The organism is Gordonia asplenii, from assembly GCF_012933505.1.
Taxonomy (GTDB): Bacteria; Actinomycetota; Actinomycetes; order Mycobacteriales; family Mycobacteriaceae; genus Gordonia; species Gordonia asplenii.
The window spans coordinates 24,632-47,181 of sequence record NZ_JABBNB010000026.1; the positions used below are offsets into that span (position 1 = coordinate 24,632).

Genomic DNA, 22,550 nt, shown 5'->3' on the forward strand with positions numbered 1-22,550 from the left:
GAACACTCATGCCCTACGTCGTAACGCAGAACTGCTGTAACGACGCCGCCTGCGTACCGGTCTGCCCGGTCGGCTGCATCCACCCGGCTCCCGGCGAGCCCGGCTACGCAACCGCCGAGATGCTCTACATCGACCCCGACACCTGCATCGACTGCGGAGCCTGCGCCGACGTCTGCCCGGTCGAGGCGATCAGCCCCGACGACAGCCTGGAAGGTGCCGACCTGCGCTACATCGACATCAACGCCGACTTCTACGCGTGCGGCGCCCACCGGCCGACGACGTTGCCGCTCGCTGTGCTTCCTCCGAAGGTGACCGTCGGGACGGACGCATCGGTCCTGCGCGTGGCGATCATCGGGTCCGGGCCGTCGGCCTGCTACGCCGCCGAGGAACTGCTGTCCCGGCGTGGTGTCCGGGTCGAAGTCACCATGATCGAACGTCTCCCTTTCGCCGGCGGGCTGGTGAGATACGGTGTCGCACCGGATCATTCGAAGACCAAGGGGGTCGACAAGACCTTTGCGCGAACCATTCGCCGCAGTGGGATGACTTTCTTCCTCGACGTCGAGGTGGGCCGCGATCTGAGCCTCGACGAGGTCGCCGCTCACCATCACGCGGTGATCGTCGCGACGGGTGCCACCGAAGACCGTCGCCTGAACGTCGAGGGCGAAGCGCTCGCGGGCGTCCACGGCGCGCGCGAATTCGTGGCCTGGTACAACGGCCACCCCGACTACTCCGACGTCGCGTTCGACCTGTCCGACGAGCGTGCGGTGGTCGTCGGCAACGGCAACGTCGCGCTCGACGTCGCGCGGGTGCTGGTCGCCGACCTCGACCACCTGCGACGCACCGACATCGCCGACCACGCGCTGGACGTGTTGTCGGGCAGCGCCGTTCGCGAGGTGGTGGTGCTCGGCCGCCGCGGCGTCGAGGCGGCCGCGGGCACGGTGCCCGAACTGCTGGGACTCGCCTCGTTGTCGGGAGTCGATGTGTTGGTCGACGGCGACGTCGCGGCATCGGCGGACGCGACGTACAAGACGCGGGTGCTGGCCGAGTACGCGGCGGCACGTCCGACCGCCGGGAATCGACGAATCATCCTGCGTTTCAACAGTGTTCCAGAGCGGATACTCGGCGAGTCGCGGGTCGCCGGGATCCGTCTGAGTGGGCCGGAGGCGGTAACCGATCTCGACTGCGGTCTGATCCTGCGATCGATCGGCTACCGCGGCAGCCCGTTCCCCGGTCTGCCGTTCGACGAGGTCCGGGGGACCGTCGCCAACGTCGACGGGCGGGTGGTCGAACCGGAGAGCGGCTCGGCCGTGGTGGGCCGCTACGTCACCGGGTGGATCAAGCGGGGACCGTCCGGGGTGATAGGCACCAACCGGGTGTGTGCGCGGCAGACCGTCGCGGCGCTGTTCGACGACTTCGCCGCGGGCTCGCTATCCGATCCGGCGTCGGGCGCCGAACGGTTCGCGCAGCTCGTCACCGAGCGGCGCCCCAGTGCGATGACCGCCGACGACTGGTTCACCGTCGATCGGCATGAGCGGACCGTCGGACGGGCGCAGGGCCGACCTCGGGTGAAGCTGCTCAATCCGCGGCCCGCGTTGGCGTGATTGGGGGTATCACACGGTCGAAAGTGTTGTGGTGCAGTTGGGTTCTTCGTCTCGCCAGACCCCTCTACTTCGTTACAACCGCTCGTTCCTCGCGGTCACTCAGCACGGCGGTTACACCGAAGCTCGTTCCTCGCTTCGGCACTCGGGGAGCAGAGGGTGCCTCGGCGACCCACCTCGATCCCCGAGTGCCGAACGAGCTTGCGAGTTCGGTGTAACGAGGGGTCTGGCGAGACAAGAAACTCAAGTCGACCCGGAACTCCCTGCGGGCGTGCCGCTTTCGCCATCAGCCCTCGCTTGCCCCGGTCCCCACTAGGAATGCGCGCATCATCTCGACGAAGAGTCGATCGTCGTTCCAGTCGCCGGACGTCAGGGTTGCGAGGACCGCGGCGTCGAACTGGTCGGGATCGGCGGGTGCGGCCATCGCGGGTCGTCCGGTGGCCAGACACATCGCCGAGCCGATCGTCATGCGATGTACCGATTCGACGATGAACATCTGCCGCTCGACCGGCACACCGTTCTCGTCGAGGACTCGGCAATGCTGCGCGTAGAGCCGTTCGAGCAGACGCCGCGGGAAGTTCTCGACGACCAGGGGAACAGCGCGCGCGTGCGTGAGCAGGGTGTTCCGGAACGCTACCGCGCCGTCGATGAGCCAGCTGACCCAGTCGCCGTCGACGACGTCACCGTGGCCGGGGGTCTCCAACACGATGGCGCGCGCCGCCTCGGCCAGGATCTCGGTCTTGTCACTGAAATGGTTGTACAGCGACGGAGCCTTGACGCCGAGCTTGGTGGCGATCCGCTCCAAACTCAGTGCGGCGGGGCCGTCGGCGTCGACGATCTCAATGGCGGCCCGTGCCACCGTCTCCCGCTGGATCATCGGCCTGCGTCCCACGGGATACGACCCTACACACCATGATTGCCGTGACCGACCAGCCTGCTGCCGATCCGTGTGCCGCGCGCCGGCAGATCCGCATACTCGTCGCGCAGCGATCCCTTGCGGATCTTCATTCCCGCGGTTCTCGGCAACGGAGTCGTCAGGAACTCGACGTAGCGGGGGATCTTGTACGACGACAGGCGGTCCCGGCAGTGACCCGCGATGTGGTCGGCGGTGACGTCGGCGTCGTCGGCGACGCGGACCAATGCGGCAGGGGTTTCACCGAACTCGGCGTCGGCGACGCCGATCACGGCTACCTCGAGCACCCCCGGGAGTTCGGCGATGGTCCGTTCGAGTTCGGCGGCGTAGATGTTGATACCGCCGGAGATGATGATGTCCTTGGTGCGCCCGACGATCCGGATATGTCCGTCGGCGTCGCGGACGCCGATGTCGCCGGTGCGCAACCGGCCACCACCGAAGGTCTCCTCGGTCAGCTTCCGATTGCGCCAATAGCCGGCCGCCAAGCCGGGGCCGGAGATGACGATTTCGCCGGGTTCGTCAGGGGCGCAAGAGTTTCCGTCGGCGTCGACGATATCGAACTCATTGAGGACACCGCCGGTGCCGACGCTGTCCGGCTCAGCCATCGCCAGTTCGACCGACGGCAGGCACACGTGCGACTGCGACTCGGTGAGGCCGTATACCTGGCGCAGGCCGATGCCCTTGTCTCCCCACAGCCGGATCAACTCGGCGGTGACCGGGTTACCGCCGGTGAAGGCGATGGTGAGCGACGAGAGGTCGGCGGTGTCGAAGTCTGGATGTGCGGCCATCTGCTCGTAGAACAGCGTGGTCGCGCCGAGGTGATTCACCTCGTCGTCGCGTATCAGGGCCAGGGCGACCGACGGATCCCAGTCCGGCAGGTAGATGACGCTGCCGCCGAGCACCAGCGGTCCGAGAAACCCGTTGAGCAGACCGGCACCGAATGCCATCGAGCTCACGCTCAACGCGCGGGCGTGTAGGAACGAAGGTTCGGCGAGGCACCATTCGAAGAAGCTGCTGAGGAGCGAATCATGGGTGAACACAACACCTTTCGGTGCGCCGGTGGAGCCTGAGGTGGCCAGTATCGCCACCGGGTCGCCACCGTTGACCGGTACCGCCGCAAGTGCCGCCGCCGACCCGTCGCCGCGCCCGATGAAAGTCAGATCCAGCGTGGGCACGTCGGACTCGGCCGCGCCGCTACGCAGAGCGTCGGCGACGACGATCACCGACGGCTCGGTCTGTTCGACGGCCCGAGCGAGGTCGCCGGGGCCGCTGCGTTCGTTGAGCGGGCAGATGATCGCGCCCAACTTGAGGGCGCCGAGCGCGGTGACGACCCACTCGGTCGTCGGGCGGCCGAGGATCGCGACGCGGTCACCGGGCCCGACGGACGTGGCGGCGAGGATGTCGAGCGCCGCGCGCGTCGACGCGGCGTCGAGCTCTCGCCACGTCAGCCGGCGCTCGCCGCACGCGATGGCCAGGGCATCGGGCTGCCGGGCGGCCCAGGCGGAAAGCGGTCGCAGAATGCTGCTGTTCATGGTCGGAGTCCTTGGGCTGAGCGGGAGATGGGGAAGGCGACGAGTACGTCGGTGCGATCGTGGGCGAACGCCGCCGCCCGCAGGAGGCTGATCGCGGAGGTGCCGTCGGCGTCGACGGCGGTGACGATCGATCGTGCGCCGCACGCGAAGAGTGCGTCGAGCGCGGCGCGCACCATCGTCGGGGTGCGCGTGAGGTCCGGAGGCAGAGCACCGACCCCGGCCACGATGTCGAGCTGTGGAAAGTCCACTGAAATCTGCTGGGGGACAGAATGATAGAGGTGCGACGCGCGATAGTCCGGCTGCGAGTGCAAGGCCAGATGATCGGTCGAGGCGATCGGACGGGCGCCGAATCGGTGGGCGAGCCGCAGCGCCGCGGGGTGCGATCCGTAGCAGATCGCGTGGATCGACTGATCGGCGAAGACCGGGTGCGCGGTCGCGACGATGCGTTCGATCGCGGCCGTCGCCACGCCGGTGGAGCGGAAGGGCGGATCGACGACGAGGTCGAAAACCATTGCGGCTGAACCCTTGAGGAGGGTGATGACACCGGCGAGACGGGCTCTGCCGGCCGACGGCGCCGACCAGCGATGCAGCGTGGTGCTGATCTCGATCGTTGTCGCGATCGGGGCGGGCGCCGGCGTCGCGGGAAGGAAGCTCATCTCGGCGTCGACCGCTCGGGCTCGATCGATCAGGTCACGCGCTTCTGGTCGGGGCGGACCATGGTAGGTGTGCAGCGAAACGAGTGCGTCGTCGCCCACGAGTGCCGTGCCGCCGGTGATCACCGCGCCGCGCCGATCAGGTCGTCGACCAGACGACGGAACAGGTGCGATGCGATCTCGTTGCGGCCCAACAGCATCGGCCCGGCGTCGAGGTTGTTCATCGACCGTTGCGAACCGTCGAGGATGGGAAAGTCCTCGTCGTGCAGGATCGCGATGAGCAGTCCCCAGTTCTTGGCCCAGCGCTTGCGCCAGTGCTCGGGCTCCAGGCCGCTGGCTTCCACCGACGGTGCCATGATCCGCATCTGCATGATCGACTCACCGGGGTTCGCGCCGATCGGGCGGAAAGTCAGCAGTTCGAAGTGGGTCGCGTGTTTGAGCAGCATGGTGTTGGGGCCCAGGAAAATGCTCTCGATGGTGTGGGCCTCCATCGACGCGGTCCACTCGACGTCGTGGCCGATGAACTGATCGAGCGTCTTGCGCGCGGTGAGGAACCAGAACGACCGGCCGAAGTCCTGCAGGGCGACGGCGTTGGTGTGCAACATCTTTCCCGCCGTGTTCGGGTGAGCGTATTTCACGTGGTAGTTGTCCAGGAAGCCGTCCTGCATGATCTTCCAGTTCACCGGCCGACGGTAGGTGTGCGGGTCGATGCTGACCAGGTCGCCGATCGCATAGGACGCCATGATCGCGTCGACCTCGGGGCCGAGCCACGCCGCGACGTCGATCTGGCGATGCGGATTGTCGATGACCCAGATGAAACCGTGGCGTTCCTCGACGGGAACCTCGACGAGGCCGTATGCGCTGCGGTCGAAGTCGCCGAAGGTGCTGTCGAGGGTGACCGTGCGCAGCGCGCCGGACGGATCGTAGGACCAGCGGTGGTAGGGGCAGGAGAACAGTCGGCATTTGCCGGACTCCTCGCTGACCAGCTCGGCTCCCCGATGCCGGCAGGAGTTGATCAGGGCCTTCACGCCGCCATCGCGTTGCCGGATCAGGATGACCTTGTTGCGGGGCAGTTCGACGGTGACGAAGTCGTTGCGCTGAGCCACTTCTGAGCCGTGGGCGACGATGAACGGGACCTCGCCGAAGATGCGGTCGCGCTCGAGTTCGGCACGCACGGGATCGGCGAAGTCCGTCGTCGACGACCCGGCGACGACGGGCCACTGATCGGTGGCCGAGCCGTCGAGATGGCTGAGCAGGTCGCGCAATGCCCGGGTCCGCAGCGCGGCGATGTCGGTGGCAGTTGTCATGGTGACCTCCTGGCGTTTGGGTGACGAGAACGCCCTGAGGAATAGACTAATAGTGATAGTTTATTGGTGTCAATGGCCTGCGGGAAAGATCCGCCCTCAGAGTCCCCGGACCGGTACAGCCTCCGCGGGCACGGTCGGAAAGCGTTTGCGCAGTGTGGGTTTGGCCAGCTTTCCGGAGAAGGTGCGTGGCAGCGGCTCGTCGAGGGCGATGGCGTGGGTGGGGCGCTTGAACTTCGCGAGGTTGGTCGAGGAGATCGAGGCGATGTCGGATACGACGTCGTCGGCGGCGCGCTCGCTGTAGAAGACCACCATCGGTACCTCGCCCCAGCGGTCGTCGGGTACGCCGATGACCGCACAGTCGACCAGCCCGTCGATCTGATGCAGCGTCTTCTCGATCTCGGCGGGATAGACATTGATGCCGCCGGAGATCAGCATGTCTTTGCTGCGGTCGACGATCTTGACGAAACCCTGCTCGTCCTGCAAGCCGAGGTCGCCGGTCCGCAGCCAGCCGTCGATGAGGGTGTGTTCGGTCGCTTCGGGCCTGTTCCAGTACCCCCGCATGATGTGCTCGCCCCGGACCAGGATCTCACCGACGTCGCCCGCGGGCGTGACCGTTGCGGGATCGCCGATCGTCACCTCGGTGCCGACGAGTGCCAGTCCCGCGAACGACGGTCGGGTCACCGCGTCGGCGTAGTCGAGCGCGGTCACCATCCCCGACGCCTCGGTGAGTCCGTACACCTGGGTCAGCGGAACGTTGCGTTGCTGATAGAAGTCCAGCAGGTCGAGGCTCACGGGTGCGCCGCCGGTGCCGGCGAAGCGCCAGGCGGCCAGCTTGCGTCGGTCGAAGTCGGGCAGGGCGGCCATCCGCTCCCAGATGACCGGAACCGTGGTGGTGGCCGTAACCTGTTGGCGCTCAAAGGTGTCGAGGGCGATCTCTGGGTCGAATTCGCGGAGCAGGATCATCGTCGCGCCGGGCACCAGCACCAGTTGGGTGAAGACCGACAACACCGATCCGGTGAAAACCAGTGGTGCCGAGCACATCACGCGGTCGGTCCGGTTGAATCCGTGGGCCAGGGTCTGGGCGATGCCGGGGGCGAGGGCGTTGCGGTGACTGATCACCGCGCCCTTCTGGATGCCGGTGGTTCCCGATGTGTAGCAGATGAAGGCGGGGTCGCCGCCGTCGATGTCGACGGGCGCGGCCGTACCGGGATCCAGCAGAGTCTCGTAGCGCCGGTGATCGGACCCGTCGAGAGTGAAGACCTCGAAGTCGATCTCGGTGGCGGCCTTCTCGAGCAATGGGCTGAAGTCGTTCTCCACCACGACGACTCGCGGAGCGGCGTCGACGATCATCGGGGCGAGCTCGGTGGCGGTGAGCCGGAAGTTCAGGGGCACGCAGAGGGCACCGAGTTTGACGGTCCCGAGGATGACGTCGACGAGTTCGGGCCGATTGAGACCGAGGATGCTGACCCGATCTCCCCGCCCGACGCCGCGCGCGGCGAGGCCCCGGGCGACGGCATCGCTGGAGGCGTCGAGCTGCGACCAGGTGATCGAGCGGTCGCCGTAGACGATTGCTTCTTGGTTGGGACGGGTCTTACCCCAGTGACGGACTAGCGTGGCGAGGTTCATGGAAGGCTCCTGGGCTGTGGAGTGGCGGAGTTAGCGGGACGCGGATAGGTGACTGAGAACGTCGGCGGTGTGTTCACCGATCTCGGGAGGCAGTGCGGGAGAGAATTTCTCGCCGCGGACGCGAACCGGGCTCGCGATGAATTCCAGCTCGCCCGCCGTCGGGTGCTCGACCAGATAGGTGTTCGTACGTGCGCGGAAGTGCGGGTCGTCGAGCATGTCGGCGACGGAATTGACTGGGCCGCCTGCGATTCCGTGTTCGACGAACAGGTCGATCCACTGGGCACGGGTACGCGTGGCGAAGATCTCGCGCAACGCACGCCAGACGTGGTCGGCGCGAGCGGGCGCGTCGGCGTCGACCGTGGTCAGTTCGACGTCGATGAGGTCGGGGCGCCCGACGGCGATCAGGAAGTTGCGCCAGAACTTGTCGACGTGGGAGCCGAACAGGATCGCTTCGCCGTCGGCGGTGCGGTAGGCCTCGAGTCGCGGCCAGTCGGGGAGCCGCCCGTCGGGCAGCCACGTCGGCCGCGGCAGTGACCGATCGCGGTTGAGTTCGGCGTCGGCGAGGTCGGGCATCCAGGCGGCGGCGACGTCGATTCCGGCGACCTCGACGTGTGTTCCGGTGCCGGTCGACGACGCCGAGTGAACGGCCGCCAGCAGAGCCATCGCACCGTAGGCGCCGAGGGCGTACATCGCGATCGGGGGCGTGGTGGAGCCGGCCATGCCGGCGGTCGGCGGATCGGTGGGTGTGCGGACATCGCGTAGCCCCGCGTAGGCGTCGAACACCGGCCCGCCGGTGCCCATCGTGCGGTAGGGGCCGTCGGAGCCCATCCCCGACACCGTGCACAGCACGATCTTCGGATTCGCCTGTCGCAGTCGGTCATAGCCGACGCCGAGCCAGTCCAGGTAGCCGCCGCGCATGCCTTCGACGACGGCATCGCATGTCGCGGCGAGGGCGAGGAAGGTCCGCTTGTCGGCATCGTCGCGCAGATCCAGTGCGACAGAACGCTTTCCGCGATTCCACCGCAGGTGCATGAACGACGCCCCGGTGGGATCGCCGACGGCGCGTGCTCCACCGACGCGGACGGGGTCGCCGACGCCGGGCACTTCCACCTTGATGACATCGGCGCCCAGATCGGCGAGATGCCCGCCGACCGACGACGGGGCGAGTTGGGCGACTTCCAGAACGCAAAGTCCGCTCAGCAGCGAGTACCCGCTCACGCGTGGCCTCCTTCGTCGATGAGATCTGTTGGTGCGCAGAGGTATTCCGGGCGCGTCGCGATCCACAGCCCGTGCGCCTGCGCGATGAGGACGTCTGCATGGGTGATGGCACCCCGCAGATACCGTTTCCGGCCGTCGTGTCCGACGACGTCGGCGGTCACCGTCAGTTCGACGTGCAGCGGTGCGGGCGAGCGGTAGTCGACGGTGAGGCTTGCGGTGCGCCCCCAGGCGCGGCCGCCGGAATTGCCCAGGCGAGAAAGGATTTCGTCGAAGATCAGCGGGGTCACTCCACCGTTGAGCGCATATCGGCCGGAATGGAAGCGCCCGACGGTGACTCGTCCGACGGCGTGCTCGTCGGTGACCTCGTCGATGGTCAACGCCGGTGCCATCGTCTGACCGCGGCCGGGGCGCGACCACAGCCGCCCCGCAAGTTGGTCGTCTTCGGAGACTTCTTGTGCGCGAAGCTGTTTCGTGACTCGCCGCAACTGTGCGGCGGCGTCGAGAGCGCTGTGCCGGTCTGGTCGGCAGCGAGTGAAGGCTTCCTGAAGCTCGCTCACCGCTCGCGTCAGGTCGGCGAAGGGGTCGTCGGCCGCGGTGGTCGGGCCGAAGGCGTCGTTCCAAGTCAGGGTTTCGGTGTCGGTCGATTCCGGTGCCACGGCAGTCATGCGGTCACCGCGCCGCGCCGAGTGAAGCTGGAAAACGTTGTGGCCATGGACTTTCCATCCATCAGGCGACGCGTGGTCGCAGCCTCGGCGTCGAAGCGGGCGCGGAGCCGATCGTCGTGCAGCAACGATTTGATCGCTCGGAGCGCGCTCGGCGATTGGGCGGCGAGTTCGATCGCGGTCTGTACCGAGGCGACGTCGGGGCAGTCGGCGAATCTGGTGACGAGTCCGATGGCCTGCGCTTCGCGTACGTCGACCGCCCGCCCCGACATCAGCAGGTCACGGGTGTAGGCGCCGCCGATCAGTGAGTCGAGCAGCCAGGTGAGGTTGGCCGCGCCATAGGTGACGGCGGTGACCGCGATCGACGTCGTCGGGCCACCGACGCGGATGTCCGAACACGCGGCGTACAGCGTGCCGGCGCCCCGGGCGAGTCCGCCGACCGCGGCGACGGTGGGTTTGCCGAAAGTGAGGTACTGCCACAGCATTTCGTCCCGCTCGCTCAGGACGGCGGGTAGCTCAGCTGGATCGATGCAGGTGAGTTCGTCGATGTCGTATCCCGCGCTGAACGCGGCGTCACCGGTGCCGGTGAGGACGACGACCCGCACGGAGTCGTCGTCGGCGGCCGCGGTCAGGGCACCAGCGAGGGTGCGCTGCATGTCGAGGGTGATCGCATTGTGCACGTCGCGGCGGTTGAGCGTCAGACGCAGCACCCCGTCGGCGGGGCGGTCGGAGAGGATGTCGGGCATGGCGTCAGCTCTGCGCCAGCGCCGGTTGGGCGTGCGCCGCGGCTGGCGCCGCAGCGCTCAGTGCAGCGACGTCGGCGGCGACCATCTTGTGAAAGACCTGACCGGGCAGTTCATTTCGGCCGTAGATGAGTTGATCGACCTGTCCGTTGGCGGCGTTGTCCTGGATGGTCTTGGTGACGAACCAATCCTCGTCGTGCAGTGTTTCCATCAGCAGGTCCCAGTTCTTCTGCAGGATCCGCTCTTCACGTGGGGTCGCGGGCTTGTGCGGCGACAGCAGACGGATGGTGCAGTAGGAGACATTCGGGTCGTCGACGTCGGGGACGATCGTCCAGATCTCGAAGTGCTGGGGTTCGGTGACCAGCATGGTTCCGGGGTAGACCGTGTAGTTGGCCAGCGAGTAGTCGCGCACGTCGTAGCTGTCGGGGTCGGCGTCGCGTACTTCAGTGATCGATTTGCGGGCGACGACGAGGCGCCAGGAGCGGTCGACGAGGTCGAACGCGGTGATATTGCCCTGCAGGTAGTTGCACACGGTCTTGGTGTGCAGCTGGCACAGGTGGTAGGAATCCTGCACGCCGTCGACCGCGATCTTCCAGTTCATGCCCAGCCGCCACGTCTCTTTGCGGACTTGGTAGGAGCCGGCCATCCCGGTGTCGGTGACCTCGGCGTCGTGCTTGGGTCCGAGGACGGCCGCGATGTCGAGGTCGGCACCCGCGGTGGGGATCACCCACACCAGACCGTGTCTTGTCTCGCAAGGGAATTCGACGAGGCCGTACTGCGAGCGATCCATGCCCTCGAAACCTTCGGCGTTGGGCATGCCGCGCAGTGCGCCGTCCTTGCCGTAGGCCCAGTTGTGGTACGGGCAGGCGAAGACGCGTTTGCAGCCCGACTCCGCGAACTCGACGCGTGACCCGCGGTGGCGGCAGACGTTGGCGAAGGCGCGGACGCCGCCGTCGCTCTGCTTGACCAGCAGCAGCGGCGTACCGAGCAATTCGACGGTGATGAAGCTGCCGGTCTTGGTGAACTCGTCGACGTGGGCAACGATGTGCGGGAATCGTCGCACGACGTCGACCTCGTGTTTGGCGAGGTCGGGGTCGTCGAAGACCGAGAACGGGACGCGAAGCAGATCGTCGGCGTAGTCGGTGGTGTCGTTGTCGACGTGCGCGATCAGGCGCTTGGTGAGTTGGATCTTCTCGTCTCGCTCCATGTCATCGAGAGTGGCACATGAAACAAGTAGTGTCTAGTGTCTCGCTACTCGGCCAGTGCCGAATTCGGACCCGTCTGCCACCATCGTTGCAGGTAATCGCGTATTTCTCAGAAATCTAAAATGTTAGGTCTATAGGCCTCCCGGCAGAGCAAAGGTGATCTGAATCACCGCTGAAACGACGCAGGGTCGACCGGAACCCGGTCGACCCTGCGTCGGTGACTGCTCGTCGTGCTACTCCGCCCGCCAGACGGGGGCGCGTTTCTCGGCGAATGCGCGGGGCCCTTCCTGAGCGTCTTTACTGGAGAACACCGCCACGATCTCCTTGGTGTTGGCGGCCCACTGGGCCGTCTCGGCCGGTACCTCACCGTCGAAGATGCCGGCCGCCAGCCGCTTGGATGCCTGCACGGCGAGGGGGGCGTTGGCTGCGATCTCCTCGGCGAGCGCGACGGCGGCGTCGACGACCTCGTCGTCGGGGACGACGCGGTTGACCAAGCCGAGGTCGGCGGCCTGCGCCGCGGTGATCGCGCGGCCGGTCAAGAGGATTTCCATGCCGAGTTTCTTGGGCAGTGCCGCGACGATACGGAATGCGCCACCGGCACCCGCGATGAGGCCGCGCTTGACCTCGGGCAGTCCGAACGTGGCCCGCTCGGCGGCGACGGCCAGGTCGCTGGCGAGTACGATCTCCGTTCCGCCGCCCAGGGCGGTGCCGTTGACAGCCGCGATCACCGGCGTGCTGATCGGGTGGTTGACCATGCCCGCGAAGCCCCACTTGCGGTGCTCCTTGTCGGCGGAGTGGATGCCTTCGCCGCTGGCGATCGCCTTGAGGTCGGCGCCCGCGCAAAACGACTTGTCGCCGGAGCCGGTGACGACGATGGCCCGGATCTCCGGATCCTGATCGGCCTCGTGCAAGGCGATGCCGAGTCCGTCGGTGACCGCCGAGTTGACGGCATTGCGTGCCTCTGGGCGGTTGATGGTGATCACGGCGACGTTGCCGCGATTCTCGACGAGGACTGCTGATGTTGATTCACTTGTCATACGGTCTTCTCTATCACCAGAGCGGGAGAGGTGCCAACGTCGCCGCGGAATCGGTGGTGGCGGAATCGAATTAGCGGTTGCCGCGGCGTCGTAAACCTTATAGATGTAGTTTTATGGTCATTGTCGCCCAGTTGCGGAGGTACCGATGACATCCAACTGCTCACGACGGATTGTGCGCGCCGTACTTGCCGCCGGATGTGCGACGACGATGATGCTGGGATCCCATCAGGCGCTCGCGTACGGCGCGCCGCGTTACGGTCCGGCGCAATCGAACTGGCGGTCGGGGGTCATCGCGTCGATCGAGGACCCGGATCTGTTGCCGCCCGGGATGAATGACGCCGCGTGTCGAGTCCTCCCCGGGACACGTCCGGTGGTGCTGCTCAACGGTGCCTTTCTGAACAAGTACGCGACATGGTCGAAGTTCTCCGAGCAGTTGTCGTCGAGCGGCACCTGCGTATTCGGCTTGGACTACGGCGGGCCCACCGACGGGCCGTTCCATCAGATGGGTGATCTGCGGTCGTCGGCGGCGCAGATCGGGCGGTTCGTCGATCACGTGCGTGCGGTGACGGGATCGTCGAAGGTCGATCTGGTCGGCTATTCGGAAGGAGGTCTGGTTCCGTTCTACTTCCTGAACGTCCTCGGCGGGGCGTCGAAGGTCGCGACTCTGGTCAGCCTCGCCTCGCCGGTGCGGGGAATGAGCGGATACGGCATTCTCGACGCCCTCGCTACGATTCCGCAGGCGAGCGCGGCACTCGGGAAAGTGCTGCCGGCTGCCGTGGACGGAACGGCGGACTCGTCGTTCGTGCGAGCCATCACCGCGGGCGGTTTGACGCGGCCGGGGGTGCGCTATGTGAGTGTGAGTTCCCTGGCCGATTCGGTGGTGATGCCGGCCGAGGCGCGACTGCCCGCAGCGTCGAATGTGACCGACGTGGTCGTTCAGCATTACTGTCCGCAGGACCAGGTATTTCACGGTTCGATCATCTACGACGACGTCGCCTTGCGGCTGGTGCGCAATGCGTTGACTCCGGACCGAGCGGTGGCGGTCACGTGTGCTGTGGTGTTGCCGTTCTCGTGACAGTCCGGCGCGCGCGGCGTCACCGCCCCGCGTAGATCTCCTCGATGATCTCGGCGTACTTCGACGCCACGCCTCGCCGTTTCAGCTTCATCGTCGGGGTGAGTTCGGCGGAGTCGGGCAGCCATTCGGCGTCGAGCAGTCGATACGCCTTGATCTGTTCGACGCGCGAGAGTTGAGAGTTGGCCTTCGCGACGGCGTCGGCGATTTCGGCGACCAGGTCGGAGTCGTGGAGTATCGCCGACGCCGAGGTGTCGGCATAGCCGCGCGCGGCAGCGAAGGTGCGTGCGGCGTCGGGGTCGAGAACCAGCAGCGCGACATTGTAGGGACGTCGATCACCGATCACGCACGCCTGCCCGATGAGCGGATTGGCGCTCTTGAGCTTGCTCTCGATGTTCACCGGCGACATGTTCTTGCCAGCCGCGTTGATAATGAGTTCCTTCTTGCGGTCGACGATGGTGACCCACCCGTCGTCGTCGATGGTGGCGATGTCGCCGGTGTGCAGCCAGCCGTCGGCGTCGATCGCCTCGGCGGTCTTCGCCGGATCCTTTCGGTACCCGCGCATGACATGCGGACCACGCAACAGCAGCTCACCGTCGACGTCGAGTTTCGCCTCGGTTCCGGGCTGCGCCAGCCCGACCTTGCCGACCCGGATATCGGTGGGCACGTTGGTGAAGCCCAGCGCGCCGGTCTCCGACATTCCGAAGCCCTCCTGCAGCGGCAGGTCGAGCGCCAGAAAGAATTCGTGCACCGCCGCAGCGATCGGCGCCGCGCCGGTCATCAGCAGGGCCACCCGGTCGAAGCCCAGCTGCGAGCGCAGGCCACCGAAGATCGCCTCCTCGGCTGCGGCGACGCCGGCGTCGAGCTCGGCGGGCACTTCCTCGCGGCGCTGCTGAAGCTGTACCCGCGTGATCGCCGCGTCGATGGCGCGTAGCGTCGGCTCGCGTTGCTCCTCAGGCAGTCCGTTGAAGCGCGCGAACAGCGCCGCCCGCAACTTCTCCCAGATGCGCGGCACGCCGAGGAACCATGAAGGGTGTGCGGCCGACACGGCCGCGAAGACCTGCGACGCGTCCCGGACCGTGGTGATCGGCCAGCCGGTCACGGTCGCGAGGTAATGCGAGAAGACCCGGTCGGCGGCGTGTGCGGTCGGCAGGTACGAGATCGCGGCACCGTCGACGGCGAACGGGAAGCGCAGGTTGCAGGTGTGCATGACGAACATCAGATTCGCGTGGGTCAGCTCGACGCCCTTGGGTGCACCGGTGGTGCCGGAGGTGTAGATGAGGGTCGCGACGTCGCTCGGCTCGACCGCCGACCAGGTTGCGGCGTAATCGAATTCGGCGGGCCGCCGGGTCCTCAGGTCGTCGAGGGCGACGACCTCGGCTCCGCCGACGGTCGCCGGAAGATCGTCGTCGGGATCGGTCACGACGACGTATCTGAGCGCGGGCGCCTCGATCGCGGCGATGACGTCGAGAAAACGTCGCTCGGCGACGAGCACCGAATTCTCCGCGTTGCCGAACAGATAGGTGATCTGTGCGGGCGCCGACGTCAGGTAGATCGAGAACGGCGACGCGGCCAGATGCAGGGCGGCCATGTCGACGATGTGAAACTCGGGGCTGTTCGCGAGCATGACGGCGACGGTGTCACCACGCCCGACGCCGAGGGCGGCGAGGCCGCAGGCGACTTCTTCGACGGCGTCGGCGTATTGCCGCCACGTCAGCGAACGGTCTTCGCCGAACGCGATCAGCGCGGTGTCGTCGGCACGATTATGCGCCGTCGCCTGGAAGGCGGCACACAGGGTGGGATGGTCGACGCCGGGTGCGGCGACAGCCGAGGTGGTCTGGGCACTGGACATGGATGGCCTCATCTGAAGTGGTGGTCGACGGCTCGCGGTGGCGCGTGCGCGGAGCGTCGGGGGACGAAAGATCAACCGACGTCGTGGATTACGACGTCGCTGCGGCGGACTCTCGGATGGTCACGATGAAGTCGCTCTCGACGGGCTCGTGGACCCGAGACCAGTAGTCGACGTAACGCCACGGACTGTTGGTCACGATGCGCCCGCGGTCGTTGCGGTAGTAGGTGGTGGTTCCGCCGTAATCCCAGACGGTGCGCGCCATCGCGGCGTCGAGTTCGGCGTTGTACGCGTCGTGCACGTCGGCGCGGACCTCGACGCTGGCGAGATGCCGATCGATCATCGTCGAGATCAACGAGGTGACGTGCTGGATCTGCATCTCGGTGCCCGCGATCACGGTCCCGCCGTGTCCGGTGTTGGTGTTGGGTCCGTAGAGGCAGAAGAAGTTGGGAAACCCGGGGACGGTGATCCCGAGGTAGGCGCGACCGTCGCCGGCGCCCCACGTCTCGTGCAGGTCGCGACCGTCGCGGCCCTTCACCTCGATCGACGCCAGGACGTCGACGGCCTTGAAACCCGTTGCGAGAACAAGGATATCGACCTCATGTTCGGTACCGTCGACGGTCCGGACGCCCCGCGGGGTGATGGTCTCGATGTTCTCGGTGACCAGATCGACGTTGTCGCGGGTCAGCGTGGCGAACCACCCGGCGTCGATCAACAGACGCTTCCCGTACGGCGGATAGTCGGGCAGGCTCTTGGCCAGCAGGTCGGGCCGCCCGGCTAGCTCATGCTGGATGTAGGCGGTCAGGTGGGCGCGCAGCCGATCGTTGCCCTTGTTGACCGCGCGGCCGAGGTGCTCGTAGTCCGGGTCGACCTGAAGCAGCTTCCAGACCTTGTCACCCATCCGCCAGAACAACCGCGACCGGTACCACGCCAGGTAGAACGGCACATGCGCGTTGAGGAAGTGACTCGCGGCGTCGACGGCCTTGCCTTTGAGCGGATGAGGCATCGCCCACTGCGGGGTTCGCTGGAAAACCGTGACCTGACTGGCGACTTCGGCGCTGGCGGGCACGAACTGCATGGCGCTGGCGCCCGTGCCGATCACTCCGACGCGTTTGCCGGACAGATCGACCGAGTCGTCCCAGCGCGCCGTGTGCAGCGCCGGTCCGGTGAAGGAGTCGAGGCCGGCGAGCGTGGGCACGCTCGGTTGGTTGAGCAGGCCCACGGCACTGATCACGACGTCGGCGCTCAGCGTCTCGGTGGGTTCGTCGCCGTCGGTCGGGCCGATACTGACGCTCCACTGCGACGACCCTTCGTCGTACGACGCGACGTGTACGCGGGTACGCAACCGTGCATGTTGCTCGACGCCGTGACGCACGGCCAGCTCATTCCAATAGCGGTCCAACTCCTCCTGTGGCGCAAAGTAATTCGACCAGTCCGGTTTGGGATCGAAGGACAGTGCATATAGATAGCTGGGCGTGTCGACGCCGCAGCCCGGATAGGTGTTCTCATGCCAGGTGCCGCCGACGGCGTCGTTCTTGTCGATGATCGTGTAGTCGATGCCGGCCTGTCCCAACCGAATCGCCATCGCGAGCCCGGAGATGCCCGCGCCGATGATGACGACGTGGAACGGCGTCGACGACGCCGCGGCCGGTTCGGAATGTCGTGGTGCGAGGCCCATTTCCTCGGCGACGAGCGGTCCATACTCCGCGCCGATGGGTTCGGCGAGCATCACCGAGAGGATCCGGGCGACGCGTTCGGGTGCCGGCGGAGCCTCGGGGGCGGCGATGGTTCCGGCCCGCCAGGCGAGTAGCACCTCGCGCGCTTGCGCGCGGATCTGCCCGGCGACGGTGTCGTCGAAGCCGCCGGAGTCGTGGTCGCCGAGATCGGCCGGTGCACTCGGCAGATACGGCGCGCTGATCCACCGGTCGTCGGCGGTGAGCAGTGCCAGCGATCCGAGCAGGATCGGCAGATTGGCGTGTGCGAGGGCCGCGTCGAGCTCGGCGTCGGTGAAGTCGCGCGACGGTGTGAACGCGCCGGCGGGCTGAGCGCCCCACGTGGGATTCGGGAAAGGACTGGACTGTGGCATACACGAGACCATACAATGTGTTCAGACGTGGTGTCAATCACACTTTCCTCGGTAGATGGAGTCAACATGTTCCTGGCGCTCAGGTCGGCCGTCGCGGCGTCCGCGCGAATCGTCGAGTCACGAATCACGGTGGGGGACTGCCGGACTCGTATCTTGGAGGTTCCCGGGTCCGGCCCGCTGGTGCTACTGCTGCACGGCTTCGCCGACAGTGCCGACACCTGGCGTGAGCTGCTTGCCGAGCTCGCCCGGCGCGGACATCGTGCGGTCGCGATCGACCTGCCCGGCTTCGGTCGGGCGAGCGCCGTCGGGCGCGTGGACCTCCTCGCCGAATACGACGAATTCGTGACCGCGGCGCTCGTGTCGCTGCGTCGCGCCGACGATGCGCCCGCGGTGCTCGTCGGCAACTCGATGGGGGCGACGGTGGCGCTGCGGGCCGCCGGCGACCGGCCCGACGTCGCAGCGGTGGTGGCGCTCGCGCCGGCCGGGCTCGGCTTCCATCCGGTTCTGCACAAGGCGAGCAACGCGCTCGACACGCTGGTGCCGGTGCTGCGCGTCGCCTACCACGTGCCCTATCCGGCGATCGGCGTGCGAGTCGCGGTCGCGGGGTACTACCGGGCACGGCTGGCTCCCGGCCTACGCAACGCGTGGCGATTCGGCTCGCATTTTCACGGCATGGCCGACTTCCGTCGCGTCGGTGCCCTCGGGCGGCGCCTCATGGCCGAGGTCCAGGCGGGGTGTCTTGACTTCGGGGCTATGTCGGCGCCGGTCACCCTGATCTGGGGGTCGGCCGATCCCGTCTGCGACGTCGCGGGTGCTTCGACGCTGCTCGACGCCGTGCCCGGTTCCCGCCTGGTCATGCTGCACGGCAGCGGGCATCTCCCGCAGATCGACGCCACCGTCGCTGTCGCCGACGTGCTCGACGGCGTCGTCGAACAACTGGCCGACTGATTCATTCATCCACTCCCGCTTGACTTCTCACCACTCAAGGAGCCTTCGTATGTCCACTGACGATCACCCCGGCGACTCCGGTCCGCTCGCCAAGCTCGGTCACGCCGCGCGTACGGCGGCCAACGTCGTCGAATACGTGCGCTTCGGCGGGCTGGAGACGGGCGAGGAACCGTCGCCCTTCGACATCGTGATGCGCACGCCCTTGTTGAGTCTGCGGCGCTACTTCGGCGGCGCCGACGCGGCGTCGCGAACGCCGGTGTTGCTGGTCCCACCGCTCATGCTCAGCGCAGACGTGTGGGACGTGTCGCCGTCGACGAGCGCGGTGGCACTGCTGCATCGGGTCGGGTTGGATCCCTGGGTCGTGGACTTCGGCGATCCCGCCGCCGAACCGGGCGGTCGGCAACGCAATGTCACCGACCACGTGCTCGCGGTGTCCGACGCGATCACCAAGGTCCGTGAAGTCACCGGCGAGGACGTGCACATCGGCGGGTACTCGCAAGGCGGGTTGTTCTGCTACCAGGCCGCGGCGCTGCGTCGAACCGACGGTGTGGCAAGTATTTTCGCGCTCGGCAGCCCGATGGAGCCGTTGTCGCTGCCCGGCGTCGACCTGCCGGAGGAGGTGTTCGCCGCGATCTCCCGGTTCGGCATCGACGTGCTGTCGAAGACGGGCTTGCCCGGTTGGGCCGCCGCGAACCTGTTCAGCTGGACCTCGCCCGTCGCGACCGCCAAACAGCGGGTGCAGTACCTGACGGCCCTCGGCGACCGCGAGGCACTCATGCCGCGCGAGCGTCAGCGTCGATTCCTCGCCGGGGAGGGATGGATCACCTTCCCGGGCCCGGCCATCGCCGAGGTCATGGAGTCGATGACCAACGAACGGTTCGTGCGCGGTGGGCTGGTGTTCGACGGCCGCGCGGTGACCCTCGCCGACATCACCTGCCCGGTCCTCATCTTCACCGGTCAGTACGACGCCTTCGCTCCGCCGCGTGCGGTACGCGACGTGGTCAAAGGGCTGCCGTTCGCGCAGGTGTGGGAATGTTCCATTCCCACCGGACATTTCGGCCTCGGCGTCGGGTCGCGTGCCAACCGGGAGACGTGGCCGACGGTGACCCGCTGGATCGGGTGGGTCGGCGGCGAGGGGGAGCGTCCGGCGAACATCGTCGACGCGCGCAGCGTCGGCGTCGAGCATTCCGCCGCACCCAGCGTCGGCGCGTGGCGGCAGGTGGTGAACCTCTCGACGGCGGGCGCTCTGGCCGCGCCCGGGTTCGCCAAGGGAATCCTCGATCGGGTCGGCGGCACCGTCAGCGATCTGGCGAGTGAAGCAATCGATCAGGTCCCGCGGTTGATGCGCCTGGAACGCGTCGGCCCCGCGACGACGGTCTCCTACGGTGGGTTGCTCGCCGAATCGCATCGACGCGACCCCGACGCCGTGTGCCTGCTCTATCGCGGGCACGCCTACACCCGAGAGGACATCCGACGCGAGATCGACGACCTGGTGCTACGTCTGCTCCACGTGGGTGTCCGGCGCGGCGAACACGTCGGTGTCCTGGTGTCGTCGGGAGCGGTGCTGCTGTCGAGTGCCGCCGCGTTGAGTCGGATCGGCGCCGTGGCGGTGCTGCTGCGGCCGGACAGCGACACCGCCACCGAGATCCGCCTCGGCCGAACGCGCCGGGTCGTCGTCGACGCCGAGAATCTGTACGCGGTCGACGGTACGGGTGTCGCGGTGCACCTGCTCGGCGAAACGAGCGAAGATGCTTGCGGCGCAACGGAACTTTCCGCCGTCGACGTCGATCGGGTGCGGGTGCCGGGCTGGTACCGTCCGAATCCCGGTCGTGGCCGCGACCTGGGCTTCGTCGTATTCGGCGACAGCGCCGACGGAATCCGGGCTCTACCGGTGACCAACAGCAAGTGGGCGCTCTCGGCATACGGCGCGGCCTCGGCGGCCGCACTCACCGAGGCGGACACGGTCTATGCGGCCAACCCGCTCTATCACGCGTCGGGCTTGTTGCTCGCCACGGCGGCGCCGGTCGCCGCGGGCGCCCGGCTCGCGCTGACGGATCGGTTCGACCCACAGCGGTTCTGGACCGATGTACGTCAGTACGGCGCAACGGTTGTGCCCTACACCTGGAGCATGCTCTCGCTGCTCGTCGCGCAACCTCGTCGTGCCGAGGAGGAGCATCATCCGGTCCGACTGTTCGTCGGCTCGGGCATGCCGGTGTCGTTGTGGCACAGCGTCGTCGACCGGTATGCACCGGCGAAGGTGTTGGAGTTCTTCGCACCGGTCCGCACCGATGCGATCATCGCCGACGTATCCGGCCGCAAGATTGGATCGGTGGGCCGTCCGCTGTCCGGCACCGCCCGCACCGAATTGGCCGCGATCGATCCGATCACCGGCCAGGTGCGCCACGACGCGGACGGATACGTCGTGCGCGCCACCCAGAGTGCGCCCGGGCGCCTGCTGGTCGCGGCAGATCGCGGCAGGCCCGAGTGGGAGGACGCACCGATGAGAGGTGTGTTCGGCCCGCACGACGCTTGGATCGACACCGGTGAAGTCTTCCGCGCCGACGCCGACGGGGATCTCTGGCCGATGGGGCGGGTTCGCGACGTCGTCGCTCGCGGGCGGATACGGCCGATCCAGATCGAAGACGCGTTGTCGTCGCTTCCGTCGGTGGTCATGGTCGTGGTGGTCGACGTCGCCGCGTCCGGGCCGATGGTCGCCGCGGTCTGGATGGCCGACGGGGCGACGCTCGACGTCGCGCGAGCGCGAACGGTTCTCCGGGAGCTGTCCGCAGCCGCGGGCGAGGTGACCGTCGTGGCGGTGGACGATATTCCGTTGACCCGGTGGTATCGGCCGGATATCGCCGCTCTACGACGCGAAATTGTCTCTCGACTAGAGGGAGACAATCAATCTATACATAGTGTATGGTAATGAGATGACAACAACTCAGATCACCCGGCAGTGGCGCTCGGTATTCGACGCCGAGCACGAGGAATTCCGGGACAGTTTCCGCAGATTCCTGGATACGCGAGTCGTACCCGACTATCCGAAATGGGAATCAGCGGGAGTGGTGCCGCGGGAATTGTTCGCGCAAGCGGGATCGCACGGATTCCTCGGTATGGCTATCGGCGAAGAATACGGTGGCGGGGGTGTCGACGATTTCCGATTCAACGCGGTCATCGCCGAAGAAGTCGCCCATGCCGGCGTGATGTCGTTCGGTCTCAATCTGCACAACGACATCTGCGTCCCGTACTTCCTGCGCTATGGCGACGCCGAGCAGCGTCGACGCTGGCTGCCGGGGCTGGCGTCGGGCGAATTGATCGCCGCGATCGCAATGACCGAGCCCGGCACCGGCTCCGACCTCGCCGGCATCACCACGACCGCCGTGCGCGACGGCGACCACTTCGTCATCAACGGTGCGAAGACCTTCATCTCCAACGGCGTCAACGCAGACGTCGTCATCGTGGCCGCACGCACCGAGTCGAGGGGCGCGCGACACGGCGGACTGTCGTTGATCGTCGTCGAACGCGACACGCCGGGCTTCTCGCGTGGCCGCAATCTCGACAAGATCGGGATGCACGCGCAGGACACCGCCGAACTGTTCTTCGACGATGTTCGGGTTCCGGCGGACAATCTGCTCGGCGAGCCGGGTGGCGGGTTCACCGCGCTGGTGTCGAATCTGCCGCAGGAACGGATGACCATCGCGGTGGCGAGTGCCGCCGCCGCGGTGCGTGCCGTCGAACTCGCGTCGGCGTATGTGACCGAGCGGACGGCGTTCGGGCGGCCGCTGGCGGCGAACCAGAACACTCGGTTCACACTCGCCGACTGTCATGTGCAGGCCGAAGTGGTGCGGGCGTTCGTCGACGATTGCCTGCGCGCGCATATCGCCGGTGAACTCACCGCCGACCGCGCGGCGATGGCCAAACTCGCGGCGACCGAGGTGCAAGGGGTCGTCGTCGACAAATGTCTGCAGATGTTCGGCGGATACGGTTATATGGCGGAATTTCCCATTTCGCGGGCATATGTCGACGCGCGAGTGCAGCGCATTTATGGCGGCACCAGCGAAATCATGAAGGAGATCATCGGAAAGTCAATGGGGATCTGAC

General features: G+C 67.0%; 17 protein-coding genes. 5 read left to right on the forward strand and 12 right to left on the reverse strand.

Annotation, left to right across the window (positions count from 1 at the left end):
- Positions 1-8 precede the first annotated feature (8 nt).
- Positions 9-1,601 carry an FAD-dependent oxidoreductase gene (locus tag HH308_RS21045; protein WP_170196214.1) on the forward strand — a complete coding sequence of 531 codons (1,593 nt, stop codon included), beginning with the start codon at positions 9-11 and terminating at the stop codon, positions 1,599-1,601.
- 283 nt (positions 1,602-1,884) lie between these two features.
- On the opposite strand, the gene HH308_RS21050 is transcribed toward HH308_RS21045, so the two are convergent.
- The 10 genes from HH308_RS21050 to HH308_RS21095 all read right to left on the reverse strand — a co-directional run bounded on the left by HH308_RS21050 (position 1,885) and on the right by HH308_RS21095 (position 12,494).
- Entirely contained in the window at positions 1,885-2,490 is a 606-nt protein-coding gene (locus HH308_RS21050; RefSeq protein WP_170196215.1) for a TetR/AcrR family transcriptional regulator, read from the reverse strand.
- A gap of 11 nt (positions 2,491-2,501) precedes the next feature.
- Complete coding sequence (locus HH308_RS21055) at positions 2,502-4,043, reverse strand: class I adenylate-forming enzyme family protein (protein WP_170196216.1); 1,542 nt, start codon at positions 4,041-4,043, stop codon at positions 2,502-2,504.
- The gene (locus tag HH308_RS21060) at positions 4,040-4,822 is read right to left on the reverse strand and encodes a GNAT family N-acetyltransferase (RefSeq protein WP_170196217.1); all 783 of its coding nucleotides are present in this window, start codon (positions 4,820-4,822) and stop codon (positions 4,040-4,042) included. Before HH308_RS21060 ends, HH308_RS21055 begins: the two co-directional genes overlap by 4 nt.
- Entirely contained in the window at positions 4,819-6,003 is a 1,185-nt protein-coding gene (locus HH308_RS21065; protein WP_170196218.1) for an aromatic ring-hydroxylating oxygenase subunit alpha, read from the reverse strand. The genes HH308_RS21060 and HH308_RS21065 overlap by 4 nt, the downstream gene beginning before the upstream one ends.
- 96 nt (positions 6,004-6,099) lie before the next feature.
- Positions 6,100-7,629: a class I adenylate-forming enzyme family protein gene (locus HH308_RS21070; RefSeq protein ID WP_170196219.1), complete on the reverse strand. Its 1,530-nt coding sequence runs from the start codon at positions 7,627-7,629 to the stop codon at positions 6,100-6,102.
- 30 nt (positions 7,630-7,659) lie between these two features.
- Positions 7,660-8,847 (reverse strand): CaiB/BaiF CoA transferase family protein, encoded by a 1,188-nt coding sequence (locus HH308_RS21075; protein ID WP_170196220.1) that lies wholly within the window; start codon positions 8,845-8,847, stop codon positions 7,660-7,662.
- Positions 8,844-9,512 carry a PaaI family thioesterase gene (locus HH308_RS21080; RefSeq protein WP_170196221.1) on the reverse strand — a complete coding sequence of 223 codons (669 nt, stop codon included), beginning with the start codon at positions 9,510-9,512 and terminating at the stop codon, positions 8,844-8,846. The genes HH308_RS21075 and HH308_RS21080 overlap by 4 nt, the downstream gene beginning before the upstream one ends.
- A complete protein-coding gene (locus tag HH308_RS21085) occupies positions 9,509-10,255 on the reverse strand; it encodes an enoyl-CoA hydratase/isomerase family protein (RefSeq protein WP_170196222.1) in 747 nt (248 codons plus the stop codon). Before HH308_RS21085 ends, HH308_RS21080 begins: the two co-directional genes overlap by 4 nt.
- A 4-nt stretch (positions 10,256-10,259) precedes the next feature.
- Positions 10,260-11,459, reverse strand: a complete 1,200-nt coding sequence (locus HH308_RS21090) for an aromatic ring-hydroxylating oxygenase subunit alpha (protein ID WP_170196223.1) — start codon at positions 11,457-11,459, stop codon at positions 10,260-10,262.
- A 231-nt stretch (positions 11,460-11,690) separates the two neighbouring features.
- Entirely contained in the window at positions 11,691-12,494 is an 804-nt protein-coding gene (locus HH308_RS21095; protein WP_170196224.1) for an enoyl-CoA hydratase-related protein, read from the reverse strand.
- A 145-nt stretch (positions 12,495-12,639) separates the two neighbouring features.
- On the opposite strand from HH308_RS21095, the gene HH308_RS21100 reads away from it, so the two are divergent.
- On the forward strand, positions 12,640-13,569 hold the full coding sequence (locus HH308_RS21100) for an esterase/lipase family protein (protein WP_170196225.1): 930 nt from the start codon (positions 12,640-12,642) through the stop codon (positions 13,567-13,569).
- Between the two features lie 19 nt (positions 13,570-13,588).
- On the opposite strand, the gene HH308_RS21105 is transcribed toward HH308_RS21100, so the two are convergent.
- Positions 13,589-15,418, reverse strand: a complete 1,830-nt coding sequence (locus HH308_RS21105) for an AMP-dependent synthetase/ligase (RefSeq protein WP_170196226.1) — start codon at positions 15,416-15,418, stop codon at positions 13,589-13,591.
- Positions 15,419-15,506: 88 nt separating this feature from the next.
- On the reverse strand, positions 15,507-17,501 hold the full coding sequence (locus tag HH308_RS21110) for a flavin-containing monooxygenase (protein ID WP_170196227.1): 1,995 nt from the start codon (positions 17,499-17,501) through the stop codon (positions 15,507-15,509).
- A 30-nt stretch (positions 17,502-17,531) separates the two neighbouring features.
- On the opposite strand from HH308_RS21110, the gene HH308_RS21115 reads away from it, so the two are divergent.
- Genes HH308_RS21115 through HH308_RS21125 form a run of 3 tightly spaced genes read left to right on the forward strand, consistent with a single transcriptional unit; the run spans position 17,532 to position 22,549 of the window.
- Positions 17,532-18,449: an alpha/beta fold hydrolase gene (locus HH308_RS21115; RefSeq protein WP_312870775.1), complete on the forward strand. Its 918-nt coding sequence runs from the start codon at positions 17,532-17,534 to the stop codon at positions 18,447-18,449.
- Positions 18,450-18,498: 49 nt separating this feature from the next.
- A complete protein-coding gene (locus HH308_RS21120) occupies positions 18,499-21,375 on the forward strand; it encodes an AMP-binding protein (RefSeq protein WP_170196228.1) in 2,877 nt (958 codons plus the stop codon).
- A 4-nt stretch (positions 21,376-21,379) separates the two neighbouring features.
- Positions 21,380-22,549, forward strand: coding sequence for an acyl-CoA dehydrogenase family protein (locus tag HH308_RS21125; RefSeq protein ID WP_211188694.1), 1,170 nt, complete (start codon positions 21,380-21,382; stop codon positions 22,547-22,549).
- The last annotated feature ends 1 nt before the right edge of the window (position 22,550 follow it).